Raw genomic sequence first — 20,206 nt, forward strand, 5'->3', positions numbered from 1 at the left:
CTGATCACATTAAAAGTCGTCGACTGGACAGTTGAACGATTCAGTGCCAGATTTCGCAGTATCTACAGGGTCCGGCTACCTCCTGCCGCTACATTAACAAACCTCGGGCTTTCAGCCTGCGCGATAGCAAACATAAGAAGGGGTGTTTTTATGTCATCCGATATTAAGATCAAGGTGCAAAGCTTTGGTCGATTCCTCAGCAACATGGTGATGCCGAATATCGGCGCGTTTATCGCGTGGGGTATTATCACCGCATTATTCATTCCGACAGGGTGGTTGCCGAACGAAACGCTGGCGAAGCTGGTCGGCCCGATGATCACCTATCTGCTGCCGCTGTTGATCGGTTATACCGGTGGTAAGCTGGTTGGCGGCGATCGCGGCGGTGTCGTCGGCGCTATCACCACCATGGGCGTGATCGTCGGTGCGGATATGCCGATGTTCCTCGGTGCAATGATCGCCGGTCCTCTGGGCGGCTGGGCTATCAAACACTTTGACCGCTGGGTAGACGGTAAGATCAAATCCGGCTTTGAGATGCTGGTGAATAACTTCTCCGCCGGCATCATCGGGATGATCCTCGCCATTCTGGCCTTCCTCGGTATTGGCCCATTGGTTGAAGCCCTGTCCAAAATTCTGGCGGCCGGCGTTAACTTCATGGTTGTCCACGACATGCTGCCGCTGGCGTCTATCTTCGTTGAACCGGCGAAAATCCTGTTCCTCAACAACGCCATCAACCACGGTATTTTCTCACCGCTGGGCATTCAGCAGTCCCATGAGATGGGTAAATCCATCTTCTTCCTGATTGAAGCAAACCCAGGCCCGGGTATGGGGGTTCTGCTGGCGTACATGTTCTTCGGTCGCGGTAGCGCTAAACAGTCTGCAGGCGGTGCGGCTATCATCCACTTCCTGGGTGGTATTCACGAAATTTACTTCCCATACGTGCTGATGAACCCGCGTCTGATCCTGGCCGTTATCCTCGGCGGTATGACTGGCGTATTTACGCTGACTATCCTCAACGGCGGCCTGGTGTCTCCGGCCTCTCCGGGGTCTATTCTGGCCGTACTGGCAATGACGCCTAAGGGTGCTTACTTCGCCAACATCGCGGCAATTTGTGCGGCAATGGCGGTCTCCTTTGTGGTCTCGGCGATTCTGCTGAAAACCAGCAAAGTGAAAGAAGAAGACGACATTGAAGCCGCAACCCGTCGTATGAACGACATGAAAGCAGAATCCAAAGGCGCATCTCCGCTGTCTGCTGGCGATGTCACCAACGACCTGAGCCACGTGCGTAAAATCATCGTTGCCTGCGATGCCGGTATGGGTTCCAGCGCCATGGGTGCGGGCGTACTGCGTAAGAAAGTGCAGGATGCCGGTCTGTCGCAGATTTCCGTTACCAACAGCGCAATCAACAATCTGCCGCCGGATGTGGATCTGGTCATTACCCACCGTGACCTGACCGAACGTGCGATGCGCCAGGTTCCTCAGGCTCAGCACATTTCGCTAACCAACTTCCTCGACAGCGGTCTTTACACCAACCTGACTGAGCGTCTGGTCGCTGCACAGCGCCACAACGTTAACGAAGAAAAAGTACGCGATCACCTGAAAGACAGCTTTGATGAGGGTGATAACAACCTGTTCAAACTGGGTGCAGAGAATATCTTCCTGGGCCGTAAAGCCGCCAACAAAGAAGAAGCGATTCGCTTTGCCGGTGAGCAACTGGTGAAAGGCGGCTATGTTGAGCCAGAATACGTCGAAGCCATGCTGGACCGCGAAAAACTGACCCCAACCTACCTGGGTGAGTCCATTGCGGTGCCACACGGTACGGTGGAAGCGAAAGACCGCGTGCTGAAAACGGGTGTCGTGTTCTGCCAGTACCCGGAAGGTGTACGCTTCGGTGAAGAAGAAGACGACATTGCCCGTCTGGTCATTGGTATCGCCGCACGTAACAACGAGCATATCCAGGTCATCACCAGCCTGACCAACGCCCTGGATGATGAATCGGTGATTGAGCGTCTGACAAAAACCACCAGCGTGGATGAAGTTCTGGAGCTGCTGGCGGGTCGTAAGTAAACCCCGTTGCCCGATGGCGCTACGCTAATCGGGCCTACGGTTTCCTCTCCCGCAAGGGAGAGGGTTTGGGTGAGGGGAAATCTATGCAGTCCCTCACCCCAGCCCTCTTGGGTAAAAACATTAATGAAGGTTAATACTATGAAAGCATTACATTTTGGCGCAGGTAATATCGGTCGTGGCTTTATCGGCAAACTGCTGGCGGACGCGGGGATACAACTGACGTTCGCGGATGTAAATCAGGTCGTGCTCGATGCCCTGAATGCCCGTCATAGCTATCAGGTTCATGTAGTCGGTGAAAACGAGCAGGTTGATACCGTGTCCGGCGTCAATGCCGTGAGCAGCATCGGCGATGATGTCATTGAACTGATTGCCCACGTAGATTTAGTCACCACCGCCGTCGGTCCAGTCGTGCTTGAGCGCATCGCACCGGCCATCGCCAAAGGGCTGGTTAAACGCAAGGCGCAGGGCATCGCGACTCCGCTGAATATCATCGCCTGTGAGAACATGGTGCGCGGAACCACACAGCTGAAAGACCATGTTATGAACGCGCTGGCAGATGAAGACAAAGTCTGGGTTGAAGAGCATGTTGGTTTTGTCGATTCCGCCGTCGACCGCATCGTTCCCCCTTCAGCTTCTGCAACCCATGATCCTCTGGAAGTGACCGTGGAAACCTTCAGCGAGTGGATTGTCGACAAAACGCAGTTCAAAGGCGTGTTGCCAACGATCCCAGGAATGGAATTAACTGATAACCTGATGGCATTTGTCGAACGTAAACTCTTCACGCTGAACACCGGGCATGCTATAACCGCGTACCTCGGAAAATTGACCGGCCATCAGACCATCCGTGACGCGATTCTCGACGAGAAAATCCGCGCAGTGGTAAAAGGTGCAATGGAAGAGAGCGGCGCGGTACTGATCAAACGCTATGGCTTTGATGCAGCAAAACATGCGGCATACATTCAGAAAATCCTCGGTCGTTTTGAAAACCCGTACCTGAAAGATGACGTTGAGCGCGTGGGCCGTCAGCCGCTGCGTAAACTGAGCGCAGGCGACCGTCTGATTAAACCACTGCTGGGCACGCTGGAGTATGGTCTGCCGCACGTTAATCTGGTTCAGGGTATCGCCGCTGCGATGCATTACCGCAGTGCAGAAGATCCGCAGGCGCAGGAACTGGCTGCACTGATTGACGAAAAAGGCCCACAGGCCGCGCTGGCGCAAGTGTCCGGACTGGATGCCAATAGTGATGTGGTTGCGGAGGCGGTTAACGCATATAACGCAACCAAATGATACAGAATACGGCGCAGGTCATCCTGCGCCGACATGACAGATTGTCAGATATGCAGGCAATAATGGAACAAACACAGGCCTTTGAAAATCGTGTGCTTGAGCGTCTGAATGCTGGCAAAACCGTACGCAGCTTCCTCATCACCGCCGTAGAATTACTCACCGAGGCGGTGAATATCCTGGTGCTTCAGGTATTTCGCAAAGACGACTATGCGGTGAAATATGCCGTAGAACCGTTACTCGACGGCGATGGTCCACTGGGCGATCTTTCAGTGCGTCTGAAGCTGATCTACGGCCTGGGTGTACTCAGTCGTCCGGAGTATGAGGATGCGGAACTGTTGATGGCACTGCGTGAAGAGTTAAATCACGACGGCAACGAATATGCGTTCACCGATGACGAAATTCTTGGGCCATTTGGTGAGCTGCACTGCGTGACGGCGCTCCCGCCGCCGCCACAGTTTGATACCTCAGACTCGGGTTTATACGCCATGCAAATCCAGCGCTACCAGCAAATGGTACGCTCCACGATGGTGCTTTCCCTGACCGAGCTGATTTCTAAAATCAGCTTAAAAAAAGCCTTTCAAAAATAAAGCGGAGCGCTTTACTTCCCTTCCTGCTGTGGCCGGTATAGCTGTCGATAGTAGGCCAGGCGCTGCAGGTACAGCTCGGCATTCTCTTGTGGCACTTCAGAAGGGACAACGTTTCGCGGCGGTGTTTTATTCAAATACTCGCGGAAAGCCTGGCTTGAAGCCATAAAATCGATAGTTTTATCAATAAGAATAGAGACGTTCTCACCTATTTTCGCCATGATGACCAATCCTCCATGTATTCTCCGCGTACGGCCTACGCGGTCGATGATTTAAGTTTAGGATCAGGTGGGCGATTATATTGAGGAAAACGTGCTTCACTATGAACCCGCAAATGAAAAGCACCATCGCTGATCTTATCGCTTAAAATTCCATATTAATCAAAGCACTAGTATTATCATTAGCGGAGTAATACTTGCGGTATTTGATTATTTATCTTCGATTAGTTGTGAATAATCTCGCTCTGCGCGCATACTATAGGATATTCATCCTATTTTTATCAGAAGCTATCCTATGAAAGAAGTCGAAAAAAACGAAATTAAACGTCTCAGCGATCGTCTGGACGCTATCCGCCACCAGCAGGCTGACCTCTCGCTGGTTGAAGCCGCCGACAAATATGCCGAGCTGGAAAAAGAGAAAGAAACGCTGGAAGCAGAGATTGCGCGCCTGCGTGAAGTGCATGGTAAGAAGCTGAGCAAAGAAGCACAAAAGCTCTCTAAACTCCCCTTCCGCCGCGCCATCACCAAAAAAGAACAAGCAGACATGGGTAAGCTGAAGAAAAGCGTGCGCGGCCTGATTGTTGTCCACCCGATGACCGAACTGGGCCGTGAAATGGGCCTGAAAGAGATGACGGGCTTCGCGAAGAGCGAGTTCTAATCGCCTGCCGGGCAGGTTCCGCTTGCCCGGCCCTGTACTTCCCTCGCCAATTGGCCCTACCAATTATCACCAGTTCCGAATACCCCCTCACATTTCGTTAAAATTAGCCTACAATACCGTTGCCAATAAATAACATCTGGTTAACCATTCGTTGTCATTATCCCTACACAACAATATTGGCAGGGCCACTTTTACACATAGTGTGACAAAGAGATGAGCAAAGACTCATTCCATTATGTTGAAGGCCCTCAGGAGACCTGCAATGAATCTCTGGCAACAAAACTACGACCCGGCTGGCAATATTTGGCTTTCCAGCCTGATAGCATCGCTACCTATCCTGTTCTTTTTCTTCGCGCTGATTAAGCTCAAGCTGAAAGGCTATGTTGCGGCTTCATGGACGGTCGTGATTGCCCTGTCGGTTGCCCTGTTGTTCTATAAGATGCCGGTCGATCACGCCCTGGCCTCCGTGGTATACGGCTTCTTCTATGGTCTGTGGCCGATAGCCTGGATAATCATCGCAGCGGTATTTGTCTATAAAATCTCGGTGAAAACCGGGCAGTTCGACATCATTCGCTCATCCATTCTCTCAATTACCCCTGACCAGCGTTTGCAAATGCTGATTGTCGGTTTCTCCTTTGGGGCATTCCTCGAAGGGGCCGCGGGCTTTGGCGCACCGGTGGCGATAACCGCCGCACTGCTGGTTGGTCTTGGTTTTAACCCACTGTATGCAGCAGGCTTGTGCCTGATCGTAAACACCGCGCCGGTAGCGTTTGGCGCGATGGGAATTCCTATTCTGGTTGCCGGTCAGGTCACCGGGCTGGACAGCTTTGAAATTGGTCAGATGGTTGGCCGCCAACTGCCATTCCTGACGATTATCGTCCTGTTCTGGATCATGGCGATTATGGATGGCTGGCGTGGCGTGAAAGAGACCTGGCCTGCGGTGATGGTCGCTGGCGGTTCATTCGCTATAGCGCAGTACCTCAGCTCTAACTTTATAGGGCCAGAACTGCCGGACATTATCTCTTCTCTGGTTTCCCTGGTGTGTCTGACGCTGTTCCTGAAGCGCTGGCAGCCAGTACGCATCTTCCGTTTTGGCGATATGGGGGCTTCGCAGGTCGATATGGACCTGTCGCGCACCCGCTACACCGCCGGGCAAATCATCCGCGCCTGGTCCCCATTCCTGTTCCTGACCGCCACCGTCACACTGTGGAGCGTACCGCCGTTTAAAGCGCTGTTTGCACCTGGCGGCGCGATGTACCACTGGGTCGTCAACATTCCGGTTCCGTTCCTCGATAAGCTGGTTGCTCGTATGCCACCGGTAGTACACGAGGCCACAGCTTATGCCGCAGTGTACAAATTTGACTGGTTCTCAGCGACCGGCACCGCCATCCTGTTTGCCGCCCTGCTGTCTATCGTTTGGCTGAAGATGAAACCTTCTGCCGCTCTGCAGACCTTTGGCAGCACGCTGAAAGATCTGGCGCTGCCGATCTACTCCATCGGGATGGTACTGGCATTTGCATTTATCTCTAACTACTCCGGGCTGTCTTCAACGCTGGCGTTAGCACTGGCTCACACGGGCAGCGCGTTCACTTTCTTCTCACCGTTCCTCGGCTGGCTGGGGGTATTCCTGACGGGCTCTGATACCTCGTCAAACGCCTTGTTCGCGGCGCTACAGGCAACGGCAGCGCAGCAAATCGGTGTTTCTGACGTACTGATGGTAGCGGCAAATACCACTGGCGGCGTAACCGGCAAGATGATCTCTCCGCAGTCTATCGCCATCGCCTGTGCGGCAGTGGGACTGGTTGGCAAAGAATCTGATCTGTTCCGCTTCACCGTCAAACACAGCCTGATTTTCACCTGCATGGTGGGTGTGATCACCACACTGCAGGCCTATGTCTTAACCTGGATGATTCCATGATTGTGATGCCCAGACGCCTGTCAGACGACGTTGCATCTCGTGTGCGGGCGCTGATTGAAGAACAACAGCTGGAGGCGGGCATGAAGTTGCCCGCTGAGCGCCAACTGGCCGTACAGCTCGGCGTATCACGCAACTCGCTGCGTGAGGCGTTAGCCAAGCTGGTGAGCGAAGGCGTGTTGATCAGCCGCCGCGGCGGTGGGACGTTTGTCCGCTGGCAGCATGAGGCCTGGTCTGAACAAAACATCGTTCAGCCCCTGAAAACGCTGATGGCAGACGATCCCGATTACAGTTTCGATATTCTGGAAGCCCGTCACGCCATCGAAGCCAGCACCGCCTGGCATGCCGCCATGCGTGCCACTGCCGCCGACAAAGAGAAAATCCGGCTCTGTTTCGACGCCACGCAAAGCGAAGACCCCGATCTCGCCTCGCAGGCAGACGTGCGCTTTCACCTCGCTATTGCCGAAGCGTCGCACAACGTGGTGCTGTTACAAACTATGCGCGGTTTCTTCGACGTCCTGCAGTCTTCGGTAAAACAGAGCCGCCAACGTATGTATCTGGTACCGCCCGTCTTTTCACAGTTGACGGAGCAACATCAGGCCGTACTGGATGCCATCGTTGCCGGGGATGCCGACGGCGCACGGAAGGCCATGATGGCGCACCTTAGTTTCGTCCACACCACGATTAAACGATTTGATGAAGACCAGGCCCGCCAGGCGCGTATCACCCGCCTGCCCGGTGACCCTATTGAGATTAGCAGGGAGAACAACACATGATTATTTCAGCAGCCAGCGATTATCGCGCAGCAGCCCAACGCATTCTGCCCCCCTTCTTGTTCCACTACATTGATGGCGGCGCATATGCTGAGCACACCCTGCGCCGCAACGTGGAAGACTTATCGGAGGTGGCACTTCGTCAGCGCGTGCTGAAGAACATGTCCGACCTTAGTCTGGAAACCACCCTGTTCAACGAAAAATTGTCGATGCCGGTGGCATTAGCCCCGGTCGGTTTGTGTGGCATGTATGCGCGTAGGGGTGAAGTTCAGGCCGCCGCCGCCGCCGACGCCAAAGGTATTCCATTTACGCTTTCTACGGTTTCCGTCTGCCCGATTGAAGAAGTCGCCCCGACCATCAAACGCCCAATGTGGTTCCAGCTGTACGTCCTTCGCGATCGCGGATTTATGCGTAATGCACTGGAGCGCGCCAAAGCGGCAGGCTGCTCCACACTGGTCTTTACTGTCGATATGCCCACGCCTGGCGCCCGCTACCGTGATGCCCATTCCGGTATGAGCGGCCCGAATGCGGCGCTGCGCCGTTACTGGCAAGCGCTCACCCATCCACAGTGGGCATGGGACGTTGGTCTGAACGGTCGTCCGCATGATTTAGGCAATATTTCGACTTATCTTGGAAAACCTACCGGTCTTGAGGATTACATCGGCTGGCTGGCAAATAACTTCGATCCGTCTATTTCCTGGAATGACCTCGAGTGGATCCGCGAATTCTGGGATGGTCCGATGGTGATCAAAGGGATCCTCGATCCGGAAGATGCCCGTGACGCCGTAAGGTTTGGCGCAGATGGCATTGTTGTTTCTAACCACGGTGGTCGCCAGTTGGATGGTGTACTGTCTTCTGCTCGTGCGCTGCCCGCCATTGCCGATGCGGTGAAAGGCGATATCGCGATTCTGGCAGACAGCGGCATTCGTAACGGTCTGGACGTGGTGCGCATGATTGCGCTGGGTGCCGATACCGTTCTGTTGGGTCGCGCTTACCTGTACGCGCTGGCGACACACGGACAGGCTGGTGTGGCGAATTTGCTGAACCTGATCGAAAAAGAGATGAAAGTGGCAATGACGCTGACTGGCGCGAAATCCATTAGCGAAATCAGCCGTGACTCGCTGGTTCAGGAACTGGGCAACACCCTGCCCACCGCACTGCCTCCGCTTGCTCGTGGTGATGCTGCATAATCACACCCTCATACACCCCCCTTCTCTTAATGGTCGGCCTGTTTTTCAGCCCGACCATTTTTTATGCAAAAGTAACGATTGCTTAACATTTACAACCAATATATTTGACAACTTTTTATTCGCCTGCCAAATGTATATACACGCTAATACAAGAATAATTCTCACGTATATCTACCATCATAACGGGCGAGGGTGACATGGTTTATTCCGGCAAAGTGAATATCCAGCAGGCGATAGATGACAGTCGTTTTTCACGGTTTCACTGGGTCATTATTGTCCTGGGCTTTCTGGTTTTAGCCATTGACGGCTTCGATACGGCGGCAATGGGCTACATTGCCCCCACGCTCTCTGCCGACTGGGGTATCAAGAAACAAGATCTTGGACCTGTATTGAGTGCCGCGCTATTGGGACTCTCATTTGGCGCACTGCTGGCCGGGCCAATTTCCGATCGTATGGGACGTAAGCGCGTACTGGTCTTTTCCTGCCTGTTTTTTGGACTCGCCAGTCTGGGTACAGCGTATGCAGAGACGCTAAATATGTTAACGTTCTGGCGGTTCCTCACCGGCCTTGGACTCGGTGCAGCAATGCCAAACGCCATCACACTGGTCTCAGAATTTGCCCCTAAACGCTGCCGTTCAATGGCCATTAACACCATGTACTGCGGCTTCCCTCTTGGTGCTGCAGGTGGCGGAGTTATCTCCTCCTGGCTCATCCCCAGTTACGGCTGGCACAGCGTGCTGCTGGCTGGCGCAATCGCCCCGCTGGCACTCACCGTGTTATTGGTACTGTTTCTGCCAGAATCGGTGAAGTATTTGGTTCACCGTGGCAAAGAAATCGCACACATCAAACGCATTGCCCAACGCTTTATGTCGGGGAGCCTGGCGCAGGTCACCCAGTTTTACCTGGAAGAAGATCGGGTGGCGGTCAAAAAAGGCAGCGTAGCGCAGCTATTCAGTATGCCCTGGTTACCGGGCACGCTGATGCTGTGGATGACCTACTTTATGGGGCTGGTAATCTATTACGTATTGCTCAGTTGGATGCCAACGCTGATGCTGGGAATGGGCTACCCGCTGGCAGAGTCCGCCTGGCTGACATCGCTATTCACCTTCGGCGGCACGGCAGGGATCCTGCTGGCCGGCTGGTTGATGGATCGCTGGGAAGCACACAAAGTGGTTTCACTTGGCTTTATGCTGACGATGCTGTTTGCCCTCGCACTCGGCTTTGAGCATAACCACATCGTTCTGTTCGGCGCACTGATCTTCCTGATGGGAATTACCATGAACGGCGCGCAGTCCGGGCTACAGACGCTGGCTGCCACGTTCTATCCCACGCATTGCCGCGCAACCGGCATTGCCTGGATGCAGGGCGTGGGCCGCTTTGGTGGCGTGGCCGGCACCATGATGAGCGCCCAACTGCTCTCCCTGCAATGGCAGGCCGACAGCATCTTGATGTTCCTCAGCCTTCCAGCGCTGGTCGCCGCTGCCGCGACGATTTATAAGCTGCAACGCTATAAACCGCAGTCTCTGACCGTCGCATAGTCCCCCTCATTTCTGCTATTCTGCCCCCCGCTATTAAGGGGGCAGTATGCTTAACATCGTATTATTTGAACCAGAAATCCCGCCAAACACCGGTAATATCATTCGCCTTTGCGCCAATACCGGTTTTCGTCTGCATATCATTGAGCCAATGGGCTTTACCTGGGATGACAAGCGGCTGCGTCGCGCGGGGCTGGATTACCACGAATTTACCGCCGTGCTACGCCACCCTGATTACACCGCTTTTGTTGCCGCAGAAAATCCACAGCGTCTGTTCGCCCTGACGACCAAAGGTACGCCTGCACACAGTGCGGTAAGCTATCAGGATGGGGATTACCTGATGTTTGGCCCGGAAACACGCGGTCTTCCAGCCAGCATTCTTGATGCCTTGCCTGCCGGACAAAAAATTCGTATTCCGATGATGCCGGACAGCCGCAGCATGAACCTGTCAAATGCAGTGTCGGTGGTGGTGTATGAGGCCTGGCGCCAGTTGGGGTATCCTGGCGCGGTATTACGTAGTTGATTTTAGTCGGATGGCGGCTGATGCCTTATCCGACCTACATTAATTTGATGAAATTCATTTCGGGCGTTATTGGCGCAGCCAGATTGGACACGGACTGCGCTTGTCTACCTGCGCGTACACGCAGTACGTGAGGATGATGAGCACAGTCCTGGTTCAATATGGCAAGTAAGATAGCTCGAAATCAGATGCCGTCACCATACTCAAAAGTATGATGTATCCCGTTGAAATGCTGATCCATATCCATGGACGGTTTATCACTGTCAGGCTTGCCGACAATCCGTGCCGGAACGCCTGCGGCGGTGGTGTGCGGCGGTACAGGTTGCAACACAACAGAGCCTGCGCCAATCTTCGCCCCGCGTCCAACCTCGATATTGCCAAGGATTTTCGCGCCAGCGCCAATCATCACGCCTTCACGAATTTTCGGATGACGGTCGCCGCCTGCTTTACCGGTCCCGCCAAGCGTGACGGATTGCAGAATAGATACGTCGTTTTCAATTACCGCAGTTTCACCCACGACAATGCCTGTAGCGTGGTCGAGCATAATACCGCGACCAATTTTTGCCGCCGGATGGATGTCCACCTGGAAGGTAACAGAGACCTGATTTTGCAGGAAGATCGCCAATGCCTGGCGCCCCTGATGCCATAGCCAGTGGCCGATGCGGTAGGCCTGCAGCGCATGGAAGCCTTTCAGGTACAGAAGTGGGGTGGAATATTTATCGACTGCCGGGTCACGCGTGCGCACAGCCTGGATATCACAGGCCGCCGAGGCAATCATTTCAGGATCGGCCGCATAAGCCTCTTCCACAACTTCGCGAATCGCAATGGCGGGCATGATCGGAGAAGCAAGTTTGTTCGCCAGCATATAGCTCAGCGCACTGCCGAGGTTTTCATGCTTGAGCAGGGTTGCGTGGTAAAAACTGGCCAGCATTGGCTCACATTCCGCCAGTGCCCGGGCTTCCGCTTTAATATTTTTCCAGACAATATCCAGTTCTTCACACGGCATTGCGTACTCCAGAAGGTAGCAAAACGACCGACCCGTTCTTCGCGGGTCGGGTCGTTATATTCAACAGTTTCCTTGCAGCTAGTGGCGACTCAGCTCGTCCTTGCGTGCACGACCTAATAACGTCAATGCTGCCTCGCGCGCGTTTTTTCCGCAATACAATACTTGATAAATTTCCTCGGTTATTGGCATTTCGACACCAAAACGGTGCGCCAATTCACGAACTTCTTTTGTATTACGGTAGCCTTCAACTACCTGACCAATCTTGTCCTGCGCGCCCTGCACATCCATACCCTGACCGAGCATCATGCCAAAACGACGGTTACGCGACTGGTTGTCGGTACAGGTCAGCACCAGATCGCCTAAACCTGCCATCCCCATAAAGGTGGCAGGATCAGCGCCCAGTGCCGCACCAAGCCGCGACATTTCGGTAAGCCCTCGGGTGATCAATGCCGTGCGTGCGTTTGCACCAAAGCCGATACCGTCAGACATCCCTGCGCCAATCGCAATCACGTTTTTCACCGCGCCACCAAGCTGCACACCAATAAAATCCGGGTTGCTGTAGACGCGGAAGCTTTTGCCGCAGTGCAGTAACTGCTGAAGGTCATCAGCAAAGGTATCGTCCGTTGAGGCCAGCGAAATCGCCGTAGGCATGCCTGCCGCCAGTTCTTTAGCAAATGTTGGACCGGAGATAACGGCCAGCGGAATTTCATCCCCCAGCGCTTCACGCGCGACATCCTGTAACAGACGTCCCGTTTCTGCTTCCAGTCCTTTTGTCGCCCAAACCAGACGCGCATCAGCACGCATCAGCGGTTTGATGTTACGCAGCACTTCGCCAAAGACATGGCTCGGCACCACCACCAGAATATTACGGCTGGCGGCCAGCGCAGTGGCTAAATCACTTTCCAGGCGCAGCGTTTCGGGAAATGGCACATCAGGTAGGAACGCAACGTTGCAGCGATCGTGCTCAAGGGTCGCGATATGTTTTGGATCGTGGCCCCACAGGACAACCTGGTGGCCGTTTCTTGCCAGGGTAATGGCAAGAGCGGTGCCGTACGAGCCGGCACCAATCACAGTCATTGAAGCATTACTTTGGTTCATCAGGCATCCTGATGTTCTTCAGTACCTTCGCCAGCCTGCTGCTGTAAATAGTTCATGAACAGCGCATCAAAGTTGACCGGCGCAAGGTTCAGTTGCGGGAACGTACCGCGTGAAACCAGGCTGGTGATGCATTCGCGGGCATACGGGAACAGAATGTTCGGGCAGTATGCACCCAGACAATGCGCCATCTGAGTCCCTTCAATACCACTGATGGAGAAAATACCGCCCTGCTGAACTTCGCACAGGAATGCAGTTTCTTCGCCCAGAGAAGCCGTTACGGTGACACGCAGTACCACTTCATACACATCATCTGCCAGTTGGGTAGATGCGGTATCAAGATCCAGTTTAACCTCTGGCTGCCAATCTTTCTGGAAAACATGCGGTGCATTTGGCGCTTCGAAAGACACATCCTTGGTATAAATACGTTGGATCTGGAAAGCCATTTCAGTGTTATTTTGTTCTGACATGTTTAGAAAACCCTTTAGTGTTGTCCTTTAAATACTTCGGTACGCCTTAACGCAGCAGGGGATCCAGTCCACCACGCGCATCCAACGCATACAAGTCGTCACAACCACCAATGTGCTGTGCATTAATAAAAATCTGCGGAACCGTTGTACGGCCACTGCGCTTGATCATCTCTTCGCGCTTCACGGCATCACCGTCAATCGGGAGTTCCTGGAAACTCACACCCTTGCTGTTCAACAGTGCTTTTGCGCGATGGCAAAACGGACAGGTTGCTTTGGTGTAGATCTCGATGTTGGCCATAACTTTTCTCCAGTCTTTTTTTTACCCTATGGGTTTCATGTTGCAGCCAGGCTGGCAACATTATGAATCCCAGGAGCTTACATCAGTAAGTGATTGGGATGAATAATAGCAGCCAACACCCACGCAACATGAAAAACGACGGGTAAATTACTTGCCGCGCACCAGTGGCAGGTTTTCACCACTCCAGCCTGCTACGCCATCTTTCAGTACAGAGACCTGCTCGAAACCGGCTTTAATCAGCACAGTTGCAGATTCCTGGCATTGCATACCGGAGCCATCAACCACAATAACAGGCTTACTTTTGTGTTTTTCCAGCTCGCCAAAATTGTTGGCTTTGATTTCGCTCGGCAGCAGGTTCGTGGAGCCTGCGATATGACCTTTGCGGAAGTCGTCGCGCTGGCGTAAATCCACAATCACCGCATCTTCTTTATTGATTAGACGTGTCGCTTCGCCGCGTGTAATCACCTTCACTTTTGAGGTCAGGCTTTTAAACGTGGTAAACAATACCGCCGCCAGTAACGCAATCCAGGCGATACTCAAGACAGGGTGGCGGCTAACAAATTGCATGATTTCTTGCATGGGGGGTAACAACTCCCGACTCAGTGATTAAAAAAACCAGGAAAGGAGTATACCTGCGCGTTGGCGCAAATACAGCCAGAGCATGCATTGGATTGCATTTTTGCGGGGCGCTACGGAAAAAAAAACACAAATCGCCCCCCCACCCGAACCGCTCTGGTCGATTATTTGATCTTCTGGGGCTATTTTATCGATTCAGCTGTAGTAAAATTACGCAATTATTTTGTCTATTGAGTGTGAGGTTGTCGCAATGTCGGTTTCTAAAAAACCTATGGTACTGGTAATTCTGGATGGCTATGGCTATCGCGAAGACAGCCAGGATAACGCCATCTTTAATGCCAAAACCCCGGTAATGGATGCTCTGTGGGCAAAACGTCCGCATACCCTGATTGATGCGTCTGGCCTGGAAGTCGGCTTGCCCGATCGTCAGATGGGCAACTCCGAAGTGGGTCACGTTAACCTGGGCGCGGGCCGTATCGTGTATCAGGATCTGACCCGTCTGGATGTGGAAATTAAAGAACGTACTTTCTTCACTAACCCGGTGCTGACCGCCGCAGTTGACCAGGCAAAAAATGCCGGCAAAGCGGTACACATCATGGGCCTGCTATCTGCCGGTGGCGTACACAGCCACGAAGATCACATCATGGCGATGGTTGAACTGGCAGCTGAGCGCGGCGCAGAAAAAATCTATCTGCACGCCTTCCTTGATGGCCGTGATACGCCACCGCGCAGTGCTGAACACTCACTGCAAAAATTCGAAGAGAAATTTGCGGCACTGGGTAAAGGCCGTGTAGCGTCCATCATCGGTCGTTACTACGCCATGGACCGCGACAACCGTTGGGATCGCGTTGAGCAGGCTTATGACCTGATGACGCTGGCACAAGGTGAATTCCAGGCCGATACCGCAGTAGCGGGTCTGCAGGCTGCCTATGCTCGCGACGAAAACGACGAATTCGTAAAAGCGACCGTGATCCGCGCTGAAGGCCAGGCCGATGCCGCAATGGAAGACGGCGATACGCTGATTTTCATGAACTTCCGTGCTGACCGTGCGCGTGAAATTACCCGTGCGTTTGTAAACGCGGATTTTGATGGCTTCGCACGTAAAAAAGTCGTTAACCTCAACTTTGTGATGCTGACTGAATACGCAGCTGACATCAAAACCGCGGTAGCTTACCCACCTGCGTCTCTGGCTAACACGCTTGGTGAATGGATGGCGAAGCATGACAAAACCCAGCTGCGTATTTCTGAAACAGAAAAATACGCGCACGTGACCTTCTTCTTTAATGGCGGTGTAGAAGAACCGTTCAAAGGCGAAGAGCGCATTCTGATCAACTCGCCAAAAGTCGCCACCTACGACCTGCAGCCAGAAATGAGCTCTGCAGAACTGACTGAGAAGCTGGTTGCTGCGATTGAGAGCGGTAAATACGATACCATCATCTGTAACTACCCGAACGGCGACATGGTTGGTCATACCGGGGTGATGGAAGCGGCAGTTAAAGCGGTTGAAGCGCTGGATCACTGCGTTGAGCAAGTGGCTAAAGCTGTTGAATCCGTTGGCGGCCAACTGCTGATCACCGCAGACCACGGTAACGCTGAGCAGATGCGCGATCCGTCTACCGGTCAGGCACATACCGCGCATACCAACCTGCCGGTTCCACTGATTTATGTGGGTGGCAAAAACGTCAAAGCAGTCGAAGGCGGTAAACTTTCTGATATCGCCCCAACAATGCTGACGCTGATGGGTATGGAAATCCCGCAAGAGATGACTGGTAAGCCGCTGTTCATCGTGGAATAATCCCTCCCCATGAGGGGAAAGGCGATTAATACCATCACATGGGCCGTGAAACTGCCGAAGCTTTCAGTCAGGTCCTTGTTCTACGCCAGCGCGCTTAGCGCTGGCGTATTGCTGTGCGCCTTTTCCGCCCACGCGGACGAACGCGATCAGCTCAAATCAATTCAGGCCGATATCGCGGCAAAAGAACGCGCGGTACGCCAACAACAGCAACAACGCGCCACCCTCCTTGCTCAGCTTAAAGCTCAGGAACAAGCCATCGCCGCGGCTGCACGACAGCTACGCGAAACGCAAAACTCCCTGGCTCAGCTGAATGCTCAAATCGCCGAGATGAACGCTTCTATTGCAAAGCTGGAAAAGCAGCGGGCAGCACAGGAGCGCAGTCTGGCAGCCCAGTTAGATGCTGCGTTTCGCCAGGGTGAACATACCGGTATTCAGTTGATCCTCAGCGGTGAAGAGACTCAGCGCGGACAACGCCTGCAGGCCTATTTCGGCTATCTGAACCAGGCGCGCCAGGAGACTATCGCACAGCTGAAGCAAACCCGCGAAGAGGTCGATTCGCAGAAAGCCGAGCTGGAAGATAAGCAAAGCGAACAGCAGACACTGCTGTACGAACAGCGTGCTCAGCAGGCAAAACTAGAGCAGGCACGTAATGAACGCCAAAAAACGCTCGCGGGCCTGGAATCATCCATTCAGCAGGGCCAGCAGCAGTTAGGCGAGATGCGAGCCAACGAATCCCGTCTGCGCAACAGTATTGCGCGAGCCGAAGCCGCCGCGAAAGCCCGCGCGGAGCGTGAAGCACGTGAAGCGCAGGCTGTGCGTGATAAGCAGCAGGAAGCATCACGCAAAGGCTCGACCTATAAGCCAACCGAAAGCGAGAAATCACTGATGTCTCGTACCGGCGGGTTAGGCTCACCACGCGGTCAGGCATTCTGGCCTGTTCGTGGTCCAACGCTGCATCGCTATGGCGAACAGTTGCAAGGTGAACTACGTTGGAAAGGGATGGTTATTGGTGCCTCCGAAGGTACCGAAGTCAAAGCCATCGCCGATGGTCGCGTCATTCTGGCAGACTGGTTGCAGGGTTATGGACTGGTCGTCGTGGTTGAACACGGTAAAGGCGATATGAGCCTGTACGGTTACAACCAAAGCGCATTGGTCAGCGTGGGTACGCAGGTTCGCGCCGGGCAGCCTATTGCACTTGTGGGTAGCAGCGGTGGTCAGGGCAGGCCAGCGCTCTATTTCGAAATTCGTCGCCAGGGTCAGGCGGTCAATCCACAACCGTGGTTGGGAAGATAAGTTTTGCCTCAGTTTCGTCGTACTTTGCTCTCATTCGCCAGCCTGCTGGCATTCGCAACACCTGTTTTCGCCGGCAAACTTGCTATCGTCATTGATGATTTCGGTTATCGTCCGCAAACGGAAAACCAGGTGCTGGCAATGCCTTCCACTGTCTCCGTTGCCGTTCTGCCAAATGCGCCGCATGCGCGTGAAATGGCGACTAAAGCGCATAACAGTGGGCATGAGGTGTTGATCCACCTGCCGATGGCACCGCTGAGCAAGCAACCGCTGGAGAAAGACACGTTACGCCCGGAGATGAGCAGCGAAGAAATTGAACGGATTATTCGCGATGCGGTAAGCAAAGTACCGTATGCAGTGGGACTGAACAACCATATGGGTAGTGCGATGACATCCAGCCTGTTCGGCATGCAGAAAGTGATGCAAGCGCTGGAACGCTACGATCTCTACTTCCTCGACAGCATGACCATCGGCAACAGTCAGGCAATGCGCGCAGCGTCAGGAACCGGTGTGAAGGTCATTAAACGCAAAGTCTTCCTGGACGACACGCAAAACGAAGCGGATATTCGCCGTCAGTTTAATCGTGCAGTCGATCTTGCTCGCCGTAACGGGTCAGCGATTGCCATCGGGCACCCTCACCCTTCTACGGTACGCGTGTTGCAGCAGATGCTGTATAGCCTGCCCGCCGATATTACGCTGGTTCGTCCGAGCAGCCTGCTTAATGAGCCGCAGATCGATACCTCCAGACCTAACCTCACCCCACCGAGAAACAGTACGCCAGATGCGCCCCGTAATCCTTTCCGTGGGGTGAAATTGTGCAAACCGAAGCAGCCTCTGGAGCCGGTTTACACCAACCGATTCTTTAGCGTGCTGGGGGAAAGCATCACACAAAGTACGCTGGTTCAGTATATGAAACTGCAGTGGCAGGGCTGGGGGAACACATCTTCACCCAGCACAATAAACGCTAACGCAGATTAAGCGCTTTTCGGGCAATACGCGAAGGCGATGATGTTTTATCGCGCCATTTCCATAGACGGAATGACCATAGCAGTGCCTGGTACAATACTTTGGCACTGCGTACGTTAGTTATCATGCGCTTATACATACCAGAGACAAAAATCTCTGCGATCATACGCTGACGAATATGCACATCCTGTTCTTTACGGACTGCATGGCATACGCGCAATGCTTCATAGGTGACTTGCTGATGAAATTCCGGATAAATAGTAATCCGATCGGCATATTCACGATTCAACCGATCCAATAACCGCGTAATTTTAATATAGTGCCGCTGGTAGTTGAGATTTTTTAAACCTTGTCGTTTAAGACGGCTGATTGATTGATCATGTAAGAAGTATTTATATAAAGATTGCTCGGTATATCGTACACGTACAGCGTTAAACATAAACTCCGTCGTCCAGACAATATCCTGGTGATGTAACCCCGGAATAAATGTTATTTTATTTCTCTCAATAACATCCCGGCGATAAATTCCCATCCAGACCACATGTGTCCAGCGGCGTGAAGCCAACGCCATACGTAACCAGTCAGGGCCGGTCAACACCCCCGTAGACCGAAGACGATCCGTCGGTATTGATTGCCAGGTGTGTCCCGTTTCAAGAATGCACCAGTCGGAATTACACTGTGCTAAATCCAGGTCATCCTGAATTGCCATGGTCATCAGGGTTTCGTACATATTGGGATAAACCAGGTCATCGGCATCGACAAATGCAACATAATCCCCTTTGGCCGCTTCCAGGCCACGATTACGCGCTACGGATGCCCCTGCGTTCGCCTGATGCAACAACCGTACGTGGGGATAGTTGTCCGCATAGTGTTGTGCAATATCAACAGAGTTATCCGTTGAACCATCATTCACAATGATGATCTCCAGCGCATTCCATGTCTGTGCGATCAAAGATTCCATGCAATCCCGAAAACTATCACCCACGTTATACAACGGAATAATAACACTCAACATATTTGTGCAGTTTCTCATCAGCTAACCCAGGTTTGTCATTACGCTGATGACTTTTACTACAGTTTCATTAAGGAATTATTAAGGTTAGAACGTATTTATGGGCAGAACGCTGCAGCGAAAGCGTCCGGTTTGAGAAAGATGCCCTGCTACGCCTGCGTTCAGCAGGTTGCTGATAGCTCAGATCGTCTACATATCGGGGTACACAACCTGTATACTCTGTCCCTATGAATTAACGTACTCTATAGGCTGATATTGAGGGGAAAGATGGCCATCAGTAAGACACACGAAAAAGGTTATACGGTCTATTGCAAAGAGACCAGAAATGACCTTAAGTCACTGATGAATAAATACATCAAAAAAGAAATCAGTGGCAAACCGCTGAGCAGTGGTAACGCATTGCGCAGCGTGGAGCTGGTCGAGTACAACTCACAAAAATATATCATCAAAAACGACCGTGAAGTTGATCCACGATTTGAGAAAAAATTACAGAACTTTACCTCCGGTCCTTTCTATTCCCGGCTGATCCGGAAATTGGACAGGCTCCCGCCGGAAATGCGCATCTGTACAGCCGATCTCTACTATGCTGCTGAGAAAACACGCTTTCGCCTGTGTCATGATGTTTATACTATTCATGAATATATTGAAGGTGTTCCTTTAAAGGAAATTAACCAGAAGAATGCTGACGAGGTAAAGCAATGCGTGCTGCAACTCCACAAGGCCGGACTGGCATCAAATGATGTTCACCCAGGGAATTTCATTCGCACACCAACGGGCAAGTTAAGGATTATTGACCTGTCCTGTAAGGGAAATATGAAGGTCTGTCAGGCAAATGACATTCTGGCATTACAACGAAAATATAATATTAACGTTAAAGGCAGAGGGTTAATTTATAAACTCATCCTGCTTAAAGAAAATATAAGATCGTTATCCAGGAAGATCCGCGGAAAATAA

The 20,206-nt window shown here is 52.7% G+C and carries 20 protein-coding genes; 13 read left to right on the plus strand and 7 right to left on the minus strand.

Translation table 11 applies throughout. The features are described 5' to 3' along the window. Positions 1-150 precede the first annotated feature (150 nt). From mtlA to mtlR, 3 genes are all read left to right on the plus strand, one after another. Positions 151-2,064 carry a PTS mannitol transporter subunit IICBA gene (gene mtlA, locus OGX95_RS14705; RefSeq protein ID WP_286629972.1) on the plus strand — a complete coding sequence of 638 codons (1,914 nt, stop codon included), beginning with the start codon at positions 151-153 and terminating at the stop codon, positions 2,062-2,064. A gap of 138 nt (positions 2,065-2,202) precedes the next feature. Then, positions 2,203-3,351, plus strand: coding sequence for a mannitol-1-phosphate 5-dehydrogenase (gene mtlD / locus OGX95_RS14710; protein ID WP_286629973.1), 1,149 nt, complete (start codon positions 2,203-2,205; stop codon positions 3,349-3,351). Further along, positions 3,348-3,938: a mannitol operon repressor MtlR gene (gene mtlR / locus OGX95_RS14715; RefSeq protein WP_286629974.1), complete on the plus strand. Its 591-nt coding sequence runs from the start codon at positions 3,348-3,350 to the stop codon at positions 3,936-3,938. Before mtlD ends, mtlR begins: the two co-directional genes overlap by 4 nt. 11 nt (positions 3,939-3,949) lie before the next feature. On the opposite strand, the gene OGX95_RS14720 is transcribed toward mtlR, so the two are convergent. Beyond that, positions 3,950-4,156 (minus strand): hypothetical protein, encoded by a 207-nt coding sequence (locus OGX95_RS14720; RefSeq protein ID WP_271440360.1) that lies wholly within the window; start codon positions 4,154-4,156, stop codon positions 3,950-3,952. Between the two features lie 292 nt (positions 4,157-4,448). On the opposite strand from OGX95_RS14720, the gene OGX95_RS14725 reads away from it, so the two are divergent. The 6 genes from OGX95_RS14725 to trmL all read left to right on the plus strand — a co-directional run bounded on the left by OGX95_RS14725 (position 4,449) and on the right by trmL (position 10,747). Then, on the plus strand, positions 4,449-4,811 hold the full coding sequence (locus tag OGX95_RS14725; protein WP_271440359.1) for a YibL family ribosome-associated protein: 363 nt from the start codon (positions 4,449-4,451) through the stop codon (positions 4,809-4,811). Between the two features lie 262 nt (positions 4,812-5,073). After that, positions 5,074-6,729, plus strand: coding sequence for an L-lactate permease (gene lldP, locus OGX95_RS14730; protein WP_137382086.1), 1,656 nt, complete (start codon positions 5,074-5,076; stop codon positions 6,727-6,729). Next, positions 6,726-7,502: a transcriptional regulator LldR gene (gene lldR, locus OGX95_RS14735; protein ID WP_286629975.1), complete on the plus strand. Its 777-nt coding sequence runs from the start codon at positions 6,726-6,728 to the stop codon at positions 7,500-7,502. The genes lldP and lldR overlap by 4 nt, the downstream gene beginning before the upstream one ends. Continuing rightward, on the plus strand, positions 7,499-8,689 hold the full coding sequence (lldD, locus tag OGX95_RS14740; protein ID WP_286629976.1) for an FMN-dependent L-lactate dehydrogenase LldD: 1,191 nt from the start codon (positions 7,499-7,501) through the stop codon (positions 8,687-8,689). Before lldR ends, lldD begins: the two co-directional genes overlap by 4 nt. A gap of 197 nt (positions 8,690-8,886) precedes the next feature. Further along, positions 8,887-10,227, plus strand: a complete 1,341-nt coding sequence (locus tag OGX95_RS14745; protein ID WP_286629977.1) for an MFS transporter — start codon at positions 8,887-8,889, stop codon at positions 10,225-10,227. Between the two features lie 46 nt (positions 10,228-10,273). Beyond that, a complete protein-coding gene (trmL, locus tag OGX95_RS14750; protein ID WP_286629978.1) occupies positions 10,274-10,747 on the plus strand; it encodes a tRNA (uridine(34)/cytosine(34)/5-carboxymethylaminomethyluridine(34)-2'-O)-methyltransferase TrmL in 474 nt (157 codons plus the stop codon). A gap of 181 nt (positions 10,748-10,928) precedes the next feature. Here trmL and cysE read toward each other — a convergent pair whose 3' ends face one another. The 5 genes from cysE to OGX95_RS14775 all read right to left on the minus strand — a co-directional run bounded on the left by cysE (position 10,929) and on the right by OGX95_RS14775 (position 14,192). Continuing rightward, the gene (cysE, locus tag OGX95_RS14755) at positions 10,929-11,750 is read right to left on the minus strand and encodes a serine O-acetyltransferase (RefSeq protein ID WP_003024160.1); all 822 of its coding nucleotides are present in this window, start codon (positions 11,748-11,750) and stop codon (positions 10,929-10,931) included. A gap of 78 nt (positions 11,751-11,828) precedes the next feature. Beyond that, positions 11,829-12,848 (minus strand): NAD(P)H-dependent glycerol-3-phosphate dehydrogenase, encoded by a 1,020-nt coding sequence (gpsA, locus tag OGX95_RS14760; RefSeq protein ID WP_286629979.1) that lies wholly within the window; start codon positions 12,846-12,848, stop codon positions 11,829-11,831. Next, positions 12,848-13,315: a protein-export chaperone SecB gene (gene secB, locus OGX95_RS14765; protein WP_003024155.1), complete on the minus strand. Its 468-nt coding sequence runs from the start codon at positions 13,313-13,315 to the stop codon at positions 12,848-12,850. Before secB ends, gpsA begins: the two co-directional genes overlap by 1 nt. A gap of 46 nt (positions 13,316-13,361) precedes the next feature. After that, a complete protein-coding gene (grxC, locus tag OGX95_RS14770) occupies positions 13,362-13,613 on the minus strand; it encodes a glutaredoxin 3 (protein ID WP_286629980.1) in 252 nt (83 codons plus the stop codon). Positions 13,614-13,760: 147 nt separating this feature from the next. Continuing rightward, on the minus strand, positions 13,761-14,192 hold the full coding sequence (locus tag OGX95_RS14775) for a rhodanese-like domain-containing protein (protein WP_286629981.1): 432 nt from the start codon (positions 14,190-14,192) through the stop codon (positions 13,761-13,763). Positions 14,193-14,439: 247 nt separating this feature from the next. On the opposite strand from OGX95_RS14775, the gene gpmM reads away from it, so the two are divergent. The 3 genes from gpmM to OGX95_RS14790 are packed head-to-tail and all read left to right on the plus strand — an operon-like array spanning position 14,440 to position 18,252. Next, positions 14,440-15,984: a 2,3-bisphosphoglycerate-independent phosphoglycerate mutase gene (gene gpmM / locus OGX95_RS14780; RefSeq protein ID WP_286629982.1), complete on the plus strand. Its 1,545-nt coding sequence runs from the start codon at positions 14,440-14,442 to the stop codon at positions 15,982-15,984. Positions 15,985-16,017: 33 nt separating this feature from the next. Continuing rightward, on the plus strand, positions 16,018-17,277 hold the full coding sequence (gene envC / locus OGX95_RS14785) for a murein hydrolase activator EnvC (RefSeq protein WP_286630082.1): 1,260 nt from the start codon (positions 16,018-16,020) through the stop codon (positions 17,275-17,277). Positions 17,278-17,280: 3 nt separating this feature from the next. Continuing rightward, positions 17,281-18,252: a divergent polysaccharide deacetylase family protein gene (locus OGX95_RS14790; RefSeq protein WP_286629983.1), complete on the plus strand. Its 972-nt coding sequence runs from the start codon at positions 17,281-17,283 to the stop codon at positions 18,250-18,252. Here OGX95_RS14790 and OGX95_RS14795 read toward each other — a convergent pair. Then, positions 18,239-19,273, minus strand: coding sequence for a glycosyltransferase (locus tag OGX95_RS14795; RefSeq protein WP_286629984.1), 1,035 nt, complete (start codon positions 19,271-19,273; stop codon positions 18,239-18,241). The two genes, OGX95_RS14790 and OGX95_RS14795, sit on opposite strands and share 14 nt — an antisense overlap. 246 nt (positions 19,274-19,519) lie before the next feature. Here OGX95_RS14795 and rfaY point away from each other — a divergent pair, with 246 nt between their 5' ends. Beyond that, positions 19,520-20,206 carry a lipopolysaccharide core heptose(II) kinase RfaY gene (rfaY, locus tag OGX95_RS14800; RefSeq protein ID WP_286629985.1) on the plus strand — a complete coding sequence of 229 codons (687 nt, stop codon included), beginning with the start codon at positions 19,520-19,522 and terminating at the stop codon, positions 20,204-20,206.

The sequence above is a fragment of the Citrobacter sp. Cu233 genome, from assembly GCF_030332225.1.
Taxonomy (GTDB): domain Bacteria; phylum Pseudomonadota; class Gammaproteobacteria; order Enterobacterales; family Enterobacteriaceae; genus Citrobacter.